The 15487-nt window shown below is 38.2% G+C and carries 20 protein-coding genes and 2 other annotated features; of the genes, 10 read left to right on the top strand and 10 right to left on the bottom strand.

Annotated elements, in window-relative coordinates; all coding sequences use genetic code 11:
* Positions 1 to 542 precede the first annotated feature (542 nt).
* The 5 genes from JN080_RS19700 (at position 543) to arsA (ending at position 4254) form a co-directional block, all read left to right on the top strand.
* Positions 543 to 890 (top strand): ArsR/SmtB family transcription factor, encoded by a 348-nt coding sequence (locus tag JN080_RS19700; protein WP_256237683.1) that lies wholly within the window; start codon positions 543 to 545, stop codon positions 888 to 890.
* Between the two features lie 30 nt (positions 891 to 920).
* Entirely contained in the window at positions 921 to 1562 is a 642-nt protein-coding gene (locus JN080_RS19695; RefSeq protein WP_256237682.1) for an MIP/aquaporin family protein, read from the top strand.
* A gap of 13 nt (positions 1563 to 1575) precedes the next feature.
* On the top strand, positions 1576 to 1995 hold the full coding sequence (arsC, locus tag JN080_RS19690) for an arsenate reductase (thioredoxin) (protein ID WP_256237681.1): 420 nt from the start codon (positions 1576 to 1578) through the stop codon (positions 1993 to 1995).
* Positions 1996 to 2090: 95 nt separating this feature from the next.
* On the top strand, positions 2091 to 2456 hold the full coding sequence (gene arsD, locus JN080_RS19685; RefSeq protein WP_256237680.1) for an arsenite efflux transporter metallochaperone ArsD: 366 nt from the start codon (positions 2091 to 2093) through the stop codon (positions 2454 to 2456).
* A gap of 16 nt (positions 2457 to 2472) precedes the next feature.
* Entirely contained in the window at positions 2473 to 4254 is a 1782-nt protein-coding gene (arsA, locus tag JN080_RS19680; RefSeq protein WP_256237679.1) for an arsenical pump-driving ATPase, read from the top strand.
* A gap of 482 nt (positions 4255 to 4736) precedes the next feature.
* Here arsA and JN080_RS19675 read toward each other — a convergent pair whose 3' ends face one another.
* On the bottom strand, positions 4737 to 5723 hold the full coding sequence (locus JN080_RS19675) for a glycosyltransferase (RefSeq protein ID WP_256237678.1): 987 nt from the start codon (positions 5721 to 5723) through the stop codon (positions 4737 to 4739).
* Positions 5724 to 6060: 337 nt separating this feature from the next.
* Between JN080_RS19675 and JN080_RS19670 the strand changes: the two genes are divergently transcribed.
* On the top strand, positions 6061 to 6210 hold the full coding sequence (locus tag JN080_RS19670; RefSeq protein ID WP_256237677.1) for a hypothetical protein: 150 nt from the start codon (positions 6061 to 6063) through the stop codon (positions 6208 to 6210).
* 130 nt (positions 6211 to 6340) lie between these two features.
* Here the strand turns inward: JN080_RS19670 and JN080_RS29945 are convergent, their stop codons facing one another.
* The 4 genes from JN080_RS29945 to JN080_RS29940 form a co-directional block, all read right to left on the bottom strand.
* On the bottom strand, positions 6341 to 6481 hold the full coding sequence (locus tag JN080_RS29945; protein WP_375141711.1) for a transposase: 141 nt from the start codon (positions 6479 to 6481) through the stop codon (positions 6341 to 6343).
* A 21-nt stretch (positions 6482 to 6502) separates the two neighbouring features.
* Positions 6503 to 6667, bottom strand: a complete 165-nt coding sequence (locus tag JN080_RS19665; protein ID WP_256237676.1) for a hypothetical protein — start codon at positions 6665 to 6667, stop codon at positions 6503 to 6505.
* 401 nt (positions 6668 to 7068) lie between these two features.
* Positions 7069 to 7326, bottom strand: coding sequence for an HAD family hydrolase (locus JN080_RS19655; protein WP_256237675.1), 258 nt, complete (start codon positions 7324 to 7326; stop codon positions 7069 to 7071).
* Positions 7327 to 7369: 43 nt separating this feature from the next.
* A complete protein-coding gene (locus tag JN080_RS29940; RefSeq protein WP_375141709.1) occupies positions 7370 to 7546 on the bottom strand; it encodes an HAD hydrolase family protein in 177 nt (58 codons plus the stop codon).
* 529 nt (positions 7547 to 8075) lie between these two features.
* Here JN080_RS29940 and JN080_RS19650 point away from each other — a divergent pair.
* Positions 8076 to 8531, top strand: a complete 456-nt coding sequence (locus tag JN080_RS19650; protein ID WP_256237674.1) for a C40 family peptidase — start codon at positions 8076 to 8078, stop codon at positions 8529 to 8531.
* Positions 8532 to 8720: 189 nt separating this feature from the next.
* On the top strand, positions 8721 to 9278 hold the full coding sequence (locus JN080_RS19645) for a thioredoxin family protein (protein ID WP_256237686.1): 558 nt from the start codon (positions 8721 to 8723) through the stop codon (positions 9276 to 9278).
* Positions 9279 to 9546: 268 nt separating this feature from the next.
* Here the strand turns inward: JN080_RS19645 and JN080_RS19640 are convergent, their stop codons facing one another.
* From JN080_RS19640 to JN080_RS19625, 4 genes are all read right to left on the bottom strand, one after another.
* Positions 9547 to 9759, bottom strand: a complete 213-nt coding sequence (locus JN080_RS19640) for a hypothetical protein (protein ID WP_256237673.1) — start codon at positions 9757 to 9759, stop codon at positions 9547 to 9549.
* A 106-nt stretch (positions 9760 to 9865) separates the two neighbouring features.
* On the bottom strand, positions 9866 to 10630 hold the full coding sequence (locus tag JN080_RS19635; protein ID WP_256237672.1) for a DUF3891 family protein: 765 nt from the start codon (positions 10628 to 10630) through the stop codon (positions 9866 to 9868).
* 12 nt (positions 10631 to 10642) lie between these two features.
* Positions 10643 to 11145, top strand: a sequence feature (mutual gap in cmsearch alignment for this rRNA model is longer than 100).
* Positions 11101 to 11425, bottom strand: a sequence feature (16S ribosomal RNA rRNA prediction is too short). It overlaps the preceding feature by 45 nt.
* Before the next feature lie 101 nt (positions 11426 to 11526).
* Positions 11527 to 11685 carry a hypothetical protein gene (locus tag JN080_RS19630; protein ID WP_256237671.1) on the bottom strand — a complete coding sequence of 53 codons (159 nt, stop codon included), beginning with the start codon at positions 11683 to 11685 and terminating at the stop codon, positions 11527 to 11529.
* 300 nt (positions 11686 to 11985) lie between these two features.
* Positions 11986 to 12756, bottom strand: a complete 771-nt coding sequence (locus JN080_RS19625; protein ID WP_256237670.1) for an SDR family NAD(P)-dependent oxidoreductase — start codon at positions 12754 to 12756, stop codon at positions 11986 to 11988.
* A gap of 524 nt (positions 12757 to 13280) precedes the next feature.
* Between JN080_RS19625 and JN080_RS19620 the strand changes: the two genes are divergently transcribed.
* Entirely contained in the window at positions 13281 to 13442 is a 162-nt protein-coding gene (locus JN080_RS19620; protein ID WP_256237669.1) for a YuzK family famiily protein, read from the top strand.
* 454 nt (positions 13443 to 13896) lie between these two features.
* Positions 13897 to 14055 carry a hypothetical protein gene (locus JN080_RS19615; RefSeq protein WP_256237668.1) on the top strand — a complete coding sequence of 53 codons (159 nt, stop codon included), beginning with the start codon at positions 13897 to 13899 and terminating at the stop codon, positions 14053 to 14055.
* A 204-nt stretch (positions 14056 to 14259) separates the two neighbouring features.
* Here the strand turns inward: JN080_RS19615 and JN080_RS19610 are convergent, their stop codons facing one another.
* Positions 14260 to 15447 (bottom strand): ABC transporter substrate-binding protein, encoded by a 1188-nt coding sequence (locus tag JN080_RS19610; protein WP_256237667.1) that lies wholly within the window; start codon positions 15445 to 15447, stop codon positions 14260 to 14262.
* Between the last annotated feature and the right edge of the window lie 40 nt (positions 15448 to 15487).

The raw sequence follows: 15487 nt of genomic DNA, 5'->3' as shown, positions 1-15487 counted from the left end.
TGAGAAGGGCTTTTTATCTTGTAGGAAATTATAGATTTGGTCATTGTGGATAACTCATTACTGAGTTAGACTAGTCCAGCTCCAGCGCCCAGCGTCTAGTGTCCTTCGCTCTTCTCCCTACGATAAGTCAACATCGGATCGCTTACGCTCTCCGTGTTTCCTTTATCTCAGTCGAAGCGCTCTAGGCCATACGCCGCTAAACGGGCGCTTGCGCTTTTGTTCTTAATTCCTTAATAAGCGATGGTTATTTTTGTTATACAGTGAAAAGACTAAATAAAATGAGAAATTTTAACTGTTTTATTTTTGAAAGTGATAGTAGTAAATATTTTTGGCTTTACATATTCTTAACATTAGATTACTTGAATTAAATTGAGCTAGGGTCTATTATATAAGAAAATAGTTATATGATAATTTAAGGAAGGTATTTCCAACAAATATGAATAATTTTTTACTTAAACAGAAGTTTACTCAACTTCATGTTGGTGGGAATTATATAAGCAAATTACTATTTAATTAATTACCAATAAGAGGAGGTATTATTTATGCTAAAATCAAGCGCTGAATTGGAGCGTGTTGCTAACGTTTTAAAATTACTTGGTGATAAAACACGTTTAACGATCGTTGGAATTTTAAAACGCCGAGAGTGTTGTGTTTGTGAACTTCTTGAAGTTTTTGATACCAGCCAGCCGTCTATTAGCCAGCATCTTCGTAAATTAAAGGATGCCGGGCTCATTAAAGAAGACCGGAGGGGACAATGGATCTATTATTCCCTTAATTCACAAAGTGAACTATACACACTTATAGAAGATATTTTGGAGCATGTACCGGATCAGACGGAGAAAATTAAACAAATTGAAAAAAGCAATCCTACACTTCGTTGTGGCTGCTAAGGAATTTGTACAACAAGGAGAAAGAAAAGAATGAAAAAAAAGTTAATCAGTGAATTTTTAGGAACGTATTTCCTTGTTTTTGCTGGGACTGGTGCAGTAGTGATAGACGAAATCTCGAAAAGTTTAACACATGTAGGAGTAGCTATTACGTTCGGACTGGTAGTCACGGCATTAATTTATACGTTTGGCCACATTTCAGGAGCCCATTTTAATCCTGCTGTTACCATTGGATTTTTAATCAATGGGGATATAAATAAAAGGGAAGCACTGTATTATATTGTTACCCAAGTAATTGCAGGAATTGCTGCAAGTGGAACGATGCTTTCTTTATTTGGCAACGTTGCTTCATTAGGGGCTACCTTACCAAGGGATACCTGGTCACAAGCATTTGTTTTGGAATTTATCCTTACATTTTTCTTAATGTTTGTTATTTTGGGATCTGCGATTCACCGAAGAGCTCAAAAGTCGTTTGCAGGAATTGCCATTGGCGCCACTGTGGGTCTGGAAGCAATGTTTGGTGGCCCCATCTCCGGTGCTTCTATGAATCCCGCCAGATCAATTGGCCCTGCCATCGTATCGGGTACAACTCAACATCTATGGGTGTATATTGTTGCAACTATTTTAGGAGCAAGTTGTGCAGCAATTATTTATAAAATAATTGACGAAAAATAAAGGAGAACACGTTATGTCTAAAAAAAGAATTTACTTCTTATGCACAGGAAACTCATGCCGGAGCCAAATGGCCGAAGGTTGGGCAAAACACTACTTAGGTGATAAGTGGGAAATACGAAGTGCAGGAATTGAAACACATGGATTGAACCCAAATGCTGTCAAAGCGATGAAAGAAGCAGGAATGGATATTTCAACCCATACATCTGACCTTATCGATCCTGAGTATTTAAACAATGCTGACTTGGTCGTAACTTTATGTGGTGATGCAGCAGATAAATGTCCTGTAACACCGCCTAAAGTAAAGCGGGTTCACTGGGGGTTTGATGACCCAGCAAAAGCTCAGGGAACAGATGAAGAAAAATGGGCTGTATTCCAAAGGGTCCGTGATGAAATCGGTGATCGTATTAAGCGTTTTGCTGAAACAGGCGAGTAAGAAGCATACCGCCAAGAGAATCATGACTCTTGGCCTTTCCGTTCCTATTTATATAAGCAAATACTTATATTTAAGACTTTAAGGAGGCTGCTTTTATGAGTAAAGTAGAAATCTTTGACCCTGCCATGTGTTGTTCTACAGGTGTATGCGGCCCAAGTGTAGATCCTGAACTAACAAGAGTAGCCACAGCTATCTTTTTGTTAGAGAAAAAAGGATACGACATCAAACGCTATAATCTTGGTACTGAACCGGCAATTTTTGTTGAAAACAAAGAGGTAAACAGAGTCCTTTATGAAAAGGGGCCAGATTTTCTTCCAATCACTTTAGTAGATGGAAGGGTAGTGAAGGAAGGGAAATATCCATCAAACGATGAATTTGCGGAGTGGTACGGTGTAAAGGCTGACGAGTTAACCAAGAAAATAAAAGTCGGTGTCAAAATTGATCTAAAACCATTGAAATAAGAAAGAAGTGAAAATGATGTTTCCATCTTTCGAGACCAAAAAGATTGTGAACACAAAGTTTTTATTTTTTACAGGAAAAGGTGGGGTGGGAAAAACTTCGACTGCTTGTGCAACGGCTGTAACTTTAGCAGATGAAGGAAAAAAAGTCCTGCTTGTAAGTACAGACCCAGCCTCTAACTTACAGGACGTATTGGAGATTGAGCTAACAAATGCTCCGGTGGCAATCCCGAATGTCCCTAATCTTTACGCTTGTAATCTTGACCCTGGCGAAGCAGCCAGAGCCTACCGTGAAAGAACCATTGGACCATATCGAGGAAAACTTCCCGACGCAGTAGTAGCAACGATGGAGGAACAATTGTCAGGAGCATGTACGGTGGAAATTGCAGCCTTTGACGAATTTACAAATTTACTTGCTGATCCATCAGTTGTTGATGCATATGAGCATATTATCTTTGATACAGCTCCAACTGGTCATACACTCCGCCTTCTTCAGTTGCCAACAGCGTGGAGTGGTTTTTTAGAAGAAAATACACATGGTGCTTCTTGTTTGGGCCCTTTATCTGGATTGTCTGAAAAGAAACAAGTCTATTCCATAACAATGGATGCACTTTCTGATTTATCCAAAACAACCCTGATTCTTGTTGCAAGACCTGATGAGTCATCCTTACTTGAGGCAAATCATGCTGCAAAGGAACTAAAAGAAATTGGTATATCCAATCAGCGTCTGATTATAAATGGATTGTTGCAATCCTATCTGCTTGATGATAAAACATCATCTTCATTTTTTGAAAAACAGCGGAATGCCATAAAGCAAATGCCTGACAACCTAAAGCATGTTGCAACTTATTCGCTACCGTTTGTTTCGTATTCCTTAACAGGTATTCAAAATCTACGGTGCTTTTTTAAACAAGATACAATGTCAGCAACTGCAACAAAGATTGAAGGAAAGTCAGTAGCCTTACCAGGATTAAATAAAGTTGTGGAACACTTTTCAGCAAACAATACAAGAGTGATTTTGACAATGGGGAAGGGGGGCGTTGGAAAGACTACAATGGCCTCTGCAATCGCAGTTGGGTTAGTAGAAAAGGGTCATAAAGTACATTTAACGACAACTGACCCAGCTGGTCATTTAGAGCTTGTCTTTCAAAATAGCAAGTTGAATGAACAATTAACTATCAGTCGGATCAATCCGAAAGAAGAAGTTGAGGCTTATAAAGATGAAGTCTTATCGAAAGTAGGAAATGAACTTGATGAAGAGGCCCTTGCCTATGTGATAGAGGATTTAAACTCACCTTGTACGGAGGAGATTGCCGTATTTCGTGCTTTTGCAGAGGTTGTGGCAAGATCTAAAGATGAAATTGTTGTGATTGATACAGCACCTACTGGCCATACATTACTCCTTTTAGACGCTGCTCAGTCTTACCATAAGGAATTGGCCCGTTCAACAGGTGAGATACCTGAGAGTGTCAAAACCCTTTTGCCACGTTTAAGAAATCCAAAAGAAACAAGCGTGGTTATTGTAGCATTAGCTGAAGCAACCCCTGTTTTAGAAGCTAGCCGATTACAGGATGATTTAAAACGTGCGGATATAACCGTTGACTGGTGGGTGATTAACCAGAGCCTTTACGTTACTGAAACGAATGACCCTGTTTTAAAAGGAAGGGCGCAGGCTGAAGTTCGTTGGATTCAAAAGGTTACTACTGAATTGGCTGATAAATGTGCGATTGTTCCTCTAATAAGTGAAGAGAATAAAGGGTATGAACAGTTAAAAAATTTATCAAAGCTGCTCGTGATATGAGTAAGCTATAATGGATAAGACTTTTTAATTTCCTGGATGATAAAAACCAAGTAAAATAAAGAAAGTAAATTCCTTTGAAAGGTGATGGATAAATTGAATATCACAGATCAAGCACGTGATGTATTGAAGCATTTGTTCCAAGAACACGAAGCCAAAAATATTCGTGTCTATTTTGCAGGCTATGGCTGAGGACAGCCAAATGTAGGACTGGCTCTGGATGAGCCAGATAAAAATGATAATGTAGTGACCATCAATGAAATACAGGTGGCAATTGATCCTGATATTGAACCTTATACGGATGTCCTTACTTTAGATTTCAATCAAGAAGCTAATGGGCTCGTGTTAGTAGGAAATGAAAGTAATTGTTGTTAAATGAAAACAATCAAAAGAGGTAGTTGTTTAAAGACAATTACCTCTTTTATTTCAATATTCTGGCTTCTATCTTCTTAAGCCTTAATTACCGGTATTTCACAAATATAATCCTAACCATTCAATAAATGTCTATACAATTTAATATAGGCATGTGTTTCTTTTTCTGGGGAACCGTGTTCCACAATCCATTCTTTTGCTTGCTGAATAACTTTCTCACGTAATGAGGCATTACTTACAATTGAATGAACGGCTTCTTTAAACTCATTCATCGTTTCATAAAGCCAACCTGTTTCTTCATGGCGGATTAAATGAAGATTAGCTTCATTCTTCCTTGCAATGACTGGTCTCCCAATGAGCATTGCTTCCATAAGTGCAAGCGACTGCCCTTCAGATCGAGAAGTGTTAATGACAATTTGGGCTTGCTCGTACCATACTTTCATCACTTCATATGGGACAACACCGGCATATCTCATCCAACGACGTTGTTCTGCGCTTTTTTTTACCTGCTGATGCACATCCTCGTCCAAGTTTGCACCAAGTATAGCAAAGCTCATATTAGGATACTGATAAACCAGCTCGTCCAGTGCTGGAAGCACGTGCAAAACATCTTTTACGGGACGCAATCCTGCCGGAAGAAGAATACGCGGAGATACCTCTTTTATTTTTGTTGACATAGTCCAGGGCAACCAGATACCTTGGGGAATAACAAAAATTTTATCCGCCCATCCTGAAAACAAACGATTGACCTTCTCCTTTGCATCCTCTGTAAAAACCGTTATAAAAGCAGCATCATTTAAGAAAGAAAACATATCATCATCCATACTTGATTGTAAATCAATATTAATATCCGTACCACCCATGGTAACAAGATATGGACGGTTTAAGATAAAATTATTTTCTATTTGCCATTGTATAAATCGAGTAGCATGTAAAATATGGTAAATATCTGCATCGGAACGATGCCAATAATCATCTTCTAAATACGGAATGACGGACGTACTGATATTTTCCAGCTGTAAAAAATGAACAAGCCGCTTTATTGTTGTTGAATTTCCTCTTGGTTGATTAAAATAGGGAGCAAAAAATAAAATATGCATACGATTCACCTAACAGTTAACTTATTTTAAGATGGGATTAAAACAGAATAATTTGGCCTCCCTACTATTATAAATATAATCAAGTGTTTTCCTAAATCAAAGTAGGCAGCTCCAATGCAACTTGTACAGAAGGTGGCTGACAATTGTAGGGAGTGGTGTTAAATAGGGTATTGTGAAGATATAAGTGAAATGATTGGGAATTCTCCATCAATAGTGGTACGACCAAGTATAGCCAATATAACCATAGCAGGGGGTAGAACGGACCTGCCCATGGGAACTTTAGTTGGTTCAGTAAAATTTCTTCTTTATTATTACTGATTAACCAAGGAGCGAAAATATGGATAAAAACAAAGGAAAAACACCAAATGTATCAGGAAGTTTTCAAATCATTGAAGATGACCGAAAAGAACCTATTCAGGAATTGAGAAAAGAGAACAAATTAGATGAAGAAACGGAAGACTACGCGCGAATAGTTATGGAAGATTAGTCCGCTTTTTTCAGCAATTGGTGCGATTGTTCAATAAGAAAAGTCGTTTCTTGTGCTAACGGGCAGCATAGTGAAAGAAGGCGAACAGTGACAGTCACTGTTCGCTATCAAGATCATTTATTTAAAAATCTCATAAAATAGACCACCTAAAGTACGGTGGTCTGTGTGACAGCGATTTTGCCATGACAACACATAGGGCATGTCGTAATCTATTCGAACCTCTTTTGGTTATTTTGTTTACTGTTCTCTTGAATCTGCCAGATCCGAAGATGTTAGGTTCTATTGTTTCTCCCTAGTTCCCTTTGGTTGAAACTGGATGAATTACATAATAGAATCCTAAAACATTTTCAATCTCTGCTATGTCTAAATTCTCACCTGATGAATCTTTAAGAACTATCTGTGCATCTTGAAAATCCAATTCCTGAAGTTTTTCAATGAGTTCAGATACTGTTATCATTTATAAATTCCCTCCATTATGTATATTACATAATAACAATACCACAGATTCTAATTATTGAATAATTTCCTTTAGAAAATTAACAGGTGTCTGTATCTGAATACTTCTATCTTCTTCAGCTAAATATCGCAGGGTAGTTGAAATAGAACCATCAAAATATTATATTTGTATAAATATGTAAACTCAAAAGGACATTTTGATATGGTACGATTCTTCGGCTTTGATCGGAACGATTGTAGCTTGGCTTCAAAACGTGCCGTACACGCCAGCTTTTCTAGCTAAACAAATTTCTTTGCTTCACCATAGGGGACTAAACGTAGATTCTATTTAATTAACCACAAAAATTGAAAAAACATTTGGCTCTCTTCTTCATTTAAATTCTTCACCATATGATAGACAAATCATAGGTTTGGGCTTTCTAGTGATGCTCTCGTCCTAGAAAAATCCTTGGAGGGGTCAGTGTGCCAATGCGTTGAAGCATCGGGGGACTGACCCTTTTTTCTGGCGACTCCCATTCCAACCAAAGAAAGCATTTCAATATCATTCTGGCCATCACCAAAAGCAACGGCTTCACCAGGTGCGATGCCAAGTTGTTCCAGCAGTTTTGTCAGACCTACTGCTTTGTTTGTATTGGACAAGATTACATCACAATTTGGCACCTGTGGAAGTCCATCTCTTAAAAATGTAAGCGGATGTTGTTAATCATGAGATAAGACCACAATATTTTTTAAAATACTTATATATCGCATTTATATATATTTCTTTCCCTTCAGAGCAAGCATAGGCCCCGTTAAAATAGGCAGTTGAGTCCACATTTGTTTCGTTTACAACGTTTTTTGAAAAATAAGGCGCTCCTCCAGTTGCAATCACGACCTTCATGGTGTCTCTTTTAACCGCCGAATCGGATATTTTGTAGCATGACTAACAGTTTTCTTCATGCGGAACAATGGTTCCGTCGCTATCTAAGATGAATGCTTTGTAACTCACCAAAACATCCTCCTTAATAGTAATATGCTGGGTAAAAGTAAATCTACTATAAGTATATCAGGCTTGAAAATAGGCTTTTCATTGTAAGAAACCAAGAGAAATTATAAATTTTTAGTTAGATTTTTGTGAACACCATCCAAGAATTGGAATCAGTCCGGAATATCGTTAAAGAAAACGTATAGAACAAACAGAAATAATTGCAACGGAAATAATAAACTTAAAGGACATCTCTTCTGAAATTGATTAAGTGGTCAATCTAGCTAAGGAGAAGCAAGTAAAAAAATAAAAGTTAGCAGAATTATTGAGTGTTTAAAAATTATTTTAATATATCTTTGTAATGGATTTGTAATTTTGCTGTGATACCCCTGTTATACCTATCTAGTATATTGAAACTATCAAATACTACTAGGAGGTAACAACCATGCTAAAGAAATTCATCGCAGCACTTGTCATTCTAACTTCTTTTAGCTCTTTGTTTGCCTATGCGGGTGATAAAGCAGAAGCAGCTTATTATAATTATCATACAACAGCAATTACTGTTGCAAAGTCTCATATTGGAACTCCTTATCGCTGGGGCGGGGTGTCACCAGGCGGTTTCGATTGTTCGGGTCTTGTGAAGTATTCCTATGCAAAAGCAGGAAGAACGCTAAACCGTACTGCAGCTCAAATGTTCTATGGAAACGGATATCGTGTCTATGCCTTACAGCCAGGCGATTTAATGTTCTTTGCTCCTACAAAGGCAAGCAGCCCAACACATGTTGCGATTTATATTGGGTCCGGAAAAATGATTATGTCTTCTTCATCAAAGGGTGTAATGATTACAAATACAAACAACACATATTGGCATCCTAGATATATTGGCGCAAAACGAGTGTAAAGATCATCATAATGATTGTCTTTTTCTTTTTCATAGTACTATTCCTCTAAAATCCAAGATGGGCAAACACGCATAGGAGGATTCTTTCTTTGCTAAATTCACAGGAAAGATGTAGATTTGAGATATAGTCAGTTCATTTCATAGATAGTAGTAATAGAAGAAAAAATGAATAATGAGAGAGTGATTAAAATAAAAACAGAACAACAGTATTTTGAAGAAGGAAAGACAATCCAGGCTTATATGAATGAGATGAGCACCTTAAAAGAAGAAAGTTTAGCTATTTATGAGAAATTTCAATTGCCTAAAGATGAGTTTGTTGAAGAATTAAAACAACATTCACTCCATTTCTTAACGATTACGGAAGATTGGTGTGGGGATGCCATGATGATTAACCCGATTATTCGCAAATTGGCTGAAGCTGCAAATGTTGAAATGCACGTTACATATCGAGATGCAGATACAGATTTGATTGATCGTTATCTAACAAATGGCGGCCGGGCAATACCAATTATTTTGATATTGAATAAACAGGGGAAAACACTTGGAAAATGGGGACCTCGCGCACCGAAAATCCAGCAAATAGTTAATGAACTTCGTGCAACACTGCCTCCAAAAGAGGATCCTTCTTTTGCCGAGAAACAAAAAGAAATATTTGCATCTTTAAGGAAAAGATATACGGAGGAGCCAACACTTTGGTCATATGTTTACGATAGTTTTAAGGAGACACTATTGGCTATTCTTAAATAAAGGGGACTTCAATACGGTCATTATTAATGAACGAGTGCGAAGTAGAATTAGACAAGGCATTTAAAGCTTGAGGTAAGTCCTCAAGCTTCCTTGTATGAATCGGGAAATCATTTACCTATTTTAGGCTTCTGTAATAACTGGTTTATTTAATATGCCTCGAGAACTTCTTTAGACGATTGTTCAATCCGTTCGATAAAGAAGGAAGCAGGTAACCGATTACACAGATAATCATAATAATAATATCGAAATAAAGCTGTAGACTCCTTTGCTAATCCTTCGTTTCATTAAGCTCATCAAGAAGTTGCTTCGATCTTTTTGCATTTCCTTGGGCAAAGTTTTCAAGACGTTCCTTTAGGTCATGATCACTATGAATCGTCTCTGCTGTCATAAGAAATGTTCTCATTAAATCCTCTTCAATTTCAATTGAATTCTTAAGGGTTTCTTCTACTATTTCTTTTTCATTGTTACACTTTTTATTCATAAAGTAAGGAAACCTTCTTTTCACTTTTATACTTTTCTCCATTTTCGCTATGGTTATCCACTGATCCTTCATGTATCGGTTAATAGTCCCAGCTAAGACGAACAAGCTACACAAAAGTAATTGTTCTGGTTTTCCATGCTGCATCATTATATGCTTTAGCGATTCCCCACTTATGGATATTTGCTTTTTTTACTTCCTTTATTTGAATGGATACAGTGGCAGGTAAGACTAAAGGGCTGGGACGAATAGAAACTTGTTTAGAATTCAGCCATTCTGCAGTGATTTTTTGTCCGTCCATAAACGGAAACCTCTCTGGAAACCCGTCTTTAAACCAAGGAAATTCTTCCGCTTTGGGCGTTCCGGGCTCTTGTATACACAAATATAACGAGAGATTATCACAAAACTTGATCATCAAAAAGTGAAGGTTTACTAGCTCTTTTTTTTCTTTGTCAAAAAGATTTAATTGTTCCATCAAACGATGCTGTCTGGTTTTTTCATGTCTGGAAAATTCAATGGCTTCAGGCTCCTTGGCTCCCACCAAAAAGGACTGGTAGTGCAAACTGCACAGCAATCCGGCATAAGGGGACTTTTTTTCAACCTCATCGATTCCCTTAGTATAAAAGGAAAGCTTTGGGAGTAGGGGAAAGTCGATAAAGGAAAAGGGGGCATTGGCCTTATCATTCCAAGAAGGATTTTCATCGAGATCGATCCATCCGCGGTCATGTTGTGAGATAGCAAAAATTACCTCACTCCACTTTTCTGTTCCTTTTATAAACGTAGATTTCCAATGATGGGAGATGTCCCCCGAAAGCAGGCCGTGATGATGTTGCGGAGTCATTACCCAGTCGTGTACTCTTTCATAAATGATCAAACTATCACCTCACTTTCTAAGTATTTTATGCGAATTCTTAAATATATCTCCTATATTTACTGTAGGTGAAGCCTAATCGATATAGGAAAAGTATTGAAAAAAATTCCCGCTCGTCTGCTAACTCTATAGGTGTTATGATGATTAAGCTGAACCAGTGGCGAAGGCGGCTTTCAGGTCTGTAACTGACGCTGAGGCGCGAAAGCGTGGGGAGCAAACAGGATTAGATACCCTAGTAGTCCACGCCGTAAACGATGAGTGCTAAGTGTTAGAGGATTTCCGCCTTTAGTGCTGCAGCTAAAGCATTAGGCACTCCGCCTGGGGAGTACGGCCGCAAGGCTGGAACTCAAAGGAATTGACGGGGGCCTGCACAAGCGGTGGAGCATGTGGTTGCGGCTGGCTCCTTACGTTTACCCCACCGACTTCGGGTATTACAAACTCTCGTGGTGTGACGGGCGGTGTGTACAAGGCCTGGGAACGTATTCACCGCGGCATGCTGATCCGCGATTACTAGCGATTTCAGCTTCATGTAGGCGAGTTGCAGCCTACAATCCGAAATGAGAATGGTTTTATGGGATTGGCTCCACCTCGCTGCTTCGCTGCCCTTTATACCATCCATTGTAGCACGTGTGTAGCCTAGGTCATAAGGGGGTTGTTTTTTTTCGTTTTAAAATTATTCTTTTTTTAGCTCATTCTCAAAATGGATTATAGAAATGAAGAGGTTGATTTAAAACCAAACACTGGTCGTTTAAATAGGAAAGGATAATCGCTTGAGGTGGTCTTTAAAACCACCCGTGCTTACTTAATCATTAAATTGGCAGCATCTCCATCAAATCGGAATGAGCGATTTACTGTGTCCAATTTTGAAGCAGAAAAATAAAAAACCACAGAGTGGTTTTTTAATCGCGCATTGCTCCTGCCTCTCGGGAAGTTATTGCACCTTGTCCTTTACTTACATCTTTTTGAATTTCTTGTTTTACTTTTTGTGAATCAGTTCCGGCAAATTCCGGTTTCATAATAGAACCCAAATTCTCTTTAGCTTGTTGATCCTGTTGCATAACAAGTCCTCCTCAATTTATTATTTACAATCTTATTATTTACAAAAAAGCACTCGGTATACTCCAAGGATTTGAGCGAATTTCACTTAAAGTAAAGGGGGAGATTTCGTTGAACAAGCGGGTTATTTAACAGCACCTTTTCCTTATTGTGCAAAAGGTGCACTTTAAGATAAAGAACCTTGGATGTATGAAGATAACTAAAAAAGCTGATTTCTTTGTAGAAATCGACTTTTCAATGGGTTTGAAGAAGAACTTGTTACTCCACCAAGCTTTCTCCATTTATGCCAAAATGATTGGTATTTAATAATGAACAGCGTTGCCTGTTCCTCCAGTTACATCAATAACATCTCCCGTAATTGAAACTGACAATGGCGAGGATAAGAATGTAATCACATTGGCTATATCCTCAGCTTTAACTAAGCGTCCGATTGAAATCTTTTTAGTGACCTCAAGTAAATCCGCCTCATTCGGGTAGCGATCTCTAGTTGTTTCAGTTTCTGTAATACCTGGATAAACGGCATTTACGGTAATTCCATGTTTCCCCAATTCAACTGAAGAAGACTTTGTTAAATGAACAACAGATACATTGCGGGCACCAGCACTAATGCTTCCCGCATTCCTGGCAGCCATACCACTTACATTAATAATCCGTCCCCAATTATTTTTCATCATATAAGGAGCAACCGCTCGTATACAACGAAAATAGCCCATAAACTTTTCTTCAAAGTCTTTTAAAATAAGATCATCTTTTATATGGTGGAAATCTTCAGGGTCTCCACCGCTGACACGTGCTCCATTGTTCACTAAAATATCAATCCCGCCCATGGCCTCTGCTGCCTGTTGCACTAAATGTTGAATCGAATCTGGGTCCCCAATATCCGCCACGATCGGGTAAATATTTCTTCCCGTTTCTTCCATTAATTCTCTAGCTGTTTCTTTTAACGACGATTCGTTTCTTGAACAGATTACACAATCGACACCTTCTAAAGCCAATTGGCGAGTAATTGCTTTACCAATTCCTCTGCTACCTCCTGTAATAAGTGCTTTTTTACCGGCTAACTGCAAATCCATAACGCAACCCCCTATGTATGATGAAACCGTCTTTTAATCTTTCCATAATTACTTTCTAGAAAAGAAGCGATTCTCCTTTAAAATTGTGAAGAAAACGAATGAATCTTTTTGGTAAAGAAGAAAAAATTTTGATATAATCCAGGCTTTTCTTAATAAATAATTTAGCAAAAGAAGAATCATTAAAAGAATTTTTCGACCAAATAGATATACATTTTTTTTCGAAGGTAAGAATTTCCATAGAGTATAAGCTTCGTGCGGCAAAGGAAGTACGAACAGAATTACATCGAGGATCTGAAGCATTTGCGAATATATGGGAGGATATGGACGGTATTGTAAGAATGAATGAGTTGACTCCTCCTGATCGAATGACATTCAGTTATATAACAGAATATACGTTTTTTTCGACTTTGTGTGGTGAAAAATAGGATGTTACCATTATAACTGTAGTAAAGAACAAATGACTTCGAAAAATCAGAAAGGAATGATTCGTTATCAGTCATCTACATCTAAACTATACAAGTGAAATGGAAAAAGCCATGCATGGTGCCCATGGAGTAGGTTATGAAGTGTATCGAAGAAAGCATGATGTGAGAATGAAGGTTGAAAAACGCCGTGAACAGGATTATCTTAAAAGCTGCAGAATCATTGAAAAAATTGGCCGGCTTGGTTATATTAAAAACTTTTAAACTATCTGGATAAAAACGGAAATCAGTTGAGAATTCACTGCTTTCCTTTTTTATTGTACACCGATACTTGGGAGTGCACAACGAAATACAGGCTATGACAATTGAAGCATCGGTTGTTTTAGGTGTAATCGCTAAATGAAAGATTCGAAAAAAGCTGCATTCCCATGCAGTGCCTATAGTACCGCTTTGGATGACTTTTTCAGCTGCACATTTTTCTATTATAAAACTTCGTACAAATTCGGTTGCAATTTCAATTGCATTTCTGGGTTTTGCGATAGGAAATGGAACCCGTTAGGATAATGTTGTTCTATTTTTGCTTTTTAAAGCATATACATTTTTAAAATAGGAATGTTTCAGAACATAACCTATGCCAATCTTTACATTTGAGTTTCCAAACTATATTTGCTGGTTTTCATAGCTTATTTTCTGAGATTTTTTAGAAGGAGGTATCCTTATGCAAAAACATGATCCAGTCTGTATTTATTGCGGTGAACCACTTTCTAAGTGGGAAAACATCAGAAGCTATTGTTGGGATTGTAGTGAATTAACGACATCTGAAGCTTTTCATGATGATGATGGCGATTTTTTAAACCCAGAAATCAATCGTAAGTAGTTAGAACAAACAAACGAATTCCCCTGCATCAGAATTAATGAAAAAATGACTCATAAACTGAGTCATTTTTTCATTTACAAACCAGATTCATCATACTGTATAAATTTAGCTGCATTTTCGAGGACCATTTCAGCTTTTGCGATGTGAAATGGCCCCTGTTATATGCGAATAATCGTTTCTTTTACGAATTAACGATTAAAGAACTTACGGATTTACTTTTGAGTTAAACGTTTGTTTGCCGTCCTTGTATTCTAAAATAACCGCCGATTTGATTGGGTCATGGTTTTGGTCAAGTGTTACCTTTCCGGAAACGAGCGAAAGATTTTTCGTTTCAGAAAGTGCCTTTTGAATTTTCTGCGGGTCATTTGAGCCGGCACGTTTGATGGCATCCGCGATAAAATAACCGGAATCATATCCAAGTGCGGCAAAAGCGTCAGGCGACTTGCCACCGTATTTTGTCTGGAATGATTTCACGAATGCTTGAACCTTCGGATCAGAGTCACCGGCAGAATAGTGATTGGTGAGATAGGTGTTATTTAAAGGAGCGGAACCGGCAATATCAATAAGCTTGGGTGAATCCCAGCCATCTCCGCCCATAAATGGAACATTCAAGCCAATCTCGCGAGCCTGTTTTATAATCAGTCCCACTTCTTCGTAATATCCAGGCAGGAAAACAAAATCAGGATGCTTGGATTTAATCCGGGTAAGCGTGGCATGGAAATCAGTGTCTTTTGCCACATACGCTTCATCAGAAACAATCGTTCCACCGTTTTTCTTAAAGGCTGTTTTAAAAGCATCCGAAAGACCTTTTGAATAGTCACTCGCTGTGTCAACCAGAACAGCAGAGGTTTTTACCTTCAAGTTCTTATAAGCAAAGTTGGCAGCAACGGTACCTTGAAATGGGTCAATAAAGCACGCACGGAACACATAATCGTTTACCTTGCCCCCCTTTACCGTCACAGCCGGATTGGTTGCCGTCGGAGATAATAACGGAATTTTATTATCATCCGCAATTTGAACTTGCGCTATTGTGTTTGTGCTGGTAGCGGAACCGATGATAGCAGAAACTTTATCCTGGCTGATCAATTTGATCGTACCATTTGTGGCTTCAGCCGCATCCGATTTATTGTCAACCTTCACTAGCTCCAATTTCTTCCCGTTTACGCCATTTTTATTGATTTCTTCTAATGCCAATTGAAGACCCTCGTCAACGGATTGACCAAATGAAGCCGTTCCGCCTGATAATTCAAGGTTTGCTCCAATTTTAATAGTGGATGCATCCTTGCCCCCATTGCCACCGGCGTTGCTACTTGTTGAAGAACTGCAACCAGCCATTACGCCTGCGACAATCATAAGCGAAGCAATGATCCCTGTCATTTTTTTCTTGTACATGTGTTCCCCCCTATTATTTTCTGTTTATTTAGATAATTCT

This window comes from Bacillus sp. EB600, from assembly GCF_024494385.1.
Taxonomy (GTDB): Bacteria; Bacillota; Bacilli; order Bacillales; family Cytobacillaceae; genus JAEVLT01.
The sequence above is the reverse complement of the archived record's forward strand: the minus strand, read 5'-3'. Positions and strand labels throughout refer to the sequence as shown.

Coding starts and splice junctions, on each gene's coding strand:
- JN080_RS19700 (WP_256237683.1), top strand. CDS start 543: ATGCTAAAATCAAGCGCTGAATTGGAGCGTGTTGCTAACGTTTTAAAA.
- JN080_RS19695 (WP_256237682.1), top strand. CDS start 921: ATGAAAAAAAAGTTAATCAGTGAATTTTTAGGAACGTATTTCCTTGTT.
- arsC (WP_256237681.1), top strand. CDS start 1,576: ATGTCTAAAAAAAGAATTTACTTCTTATGCACAGGAAACTCATGCCGG.
- arsD (WP_256237680.1), top strand. CDS start 2,091: ATGAGTAAAGTAGAAATCTTTGACCCTGCCATGTGTTGTTCTACAGGT.
- arsA (WP_256237679.1), top strand. CDS start 2,473: ATGTTTCCATCTTTCGAGACCAAAAAGATTGTGAACACAAAGTTTTTA.
- JN080_RS19675 (WP_256237678.1), bottom strand. CDS start 5,723: ATGCATATTTTATTTTTTGCTCCCTATTTTAATCAACCAAGAGGAAAT.
- JN080_RS19670 (WP_256237677.1), top strand. CDS start 6,061: ATGGATAAAAACAAAGGAAAAACACCAAATGTATCAGGAAGTTTTCAA.
- JN080_RS19665 (WP_256237676.1), bottom strand. CDS start 6,667: ATGATAACAGTATCTGAACTCATTGAAAAACTTCAGGAATTGGATTTT.
- JN080_RS29940 (WP_375141709.1), bottom strand. CDS start 7,546: ATGAAGGTCGTGATTGCAACTGGAGGAGCGCCTTATTTTTCAAAAAAC.
- JN080_RS19650 (WP_256237674.1), top strand. CDS start 8,076: ATGCTAAAGAAATTCATCGCAGCACTTGTCATTCTAACTTCTTTTAGC.
- JN080_RS19640 (WP_256237673.1), bottom strand. CDS start 9,759: ATGAATAAAAAGTGTAACAATGAAAAAGAAATAGTAGAAGAAACCCTT.
- JN080_RS19630 (WP_256237671.1), bottom strand. CDS start 11,685: ATGCAACAGGATCAACAAGCTAAAGAGAATTTGGGTTCTATTATGAAA.
- JN080_RS19625 (WP_256237670.1), bottom strand. CDS start 12,756: ATGGATTTGCAGTTAGCCGGTAAAAAAGCACTTATTACAGGAGGTAGC.
- JN080_RS19620 (WP_256237669.1), top strand. CDS start 13,281: ATGGAAAAAGCCATGCATGGTGCCCATGGAGTAGGTTATGAAGTGTAT.
- JN080_RS19615 (WP_256237668.1), top strand. CDS start 13,897: ATGCAAAAACATGATCCAGTCTGTATTTATTGCGGTGAACCACTTTCT.
- JN080_RS19610 (WP_256237667.1), bottom strand. CDS start 15,447: ATGTACAAGAAAAAAATGACAGGGATCATTGCTTCGCTTATGATTGTC.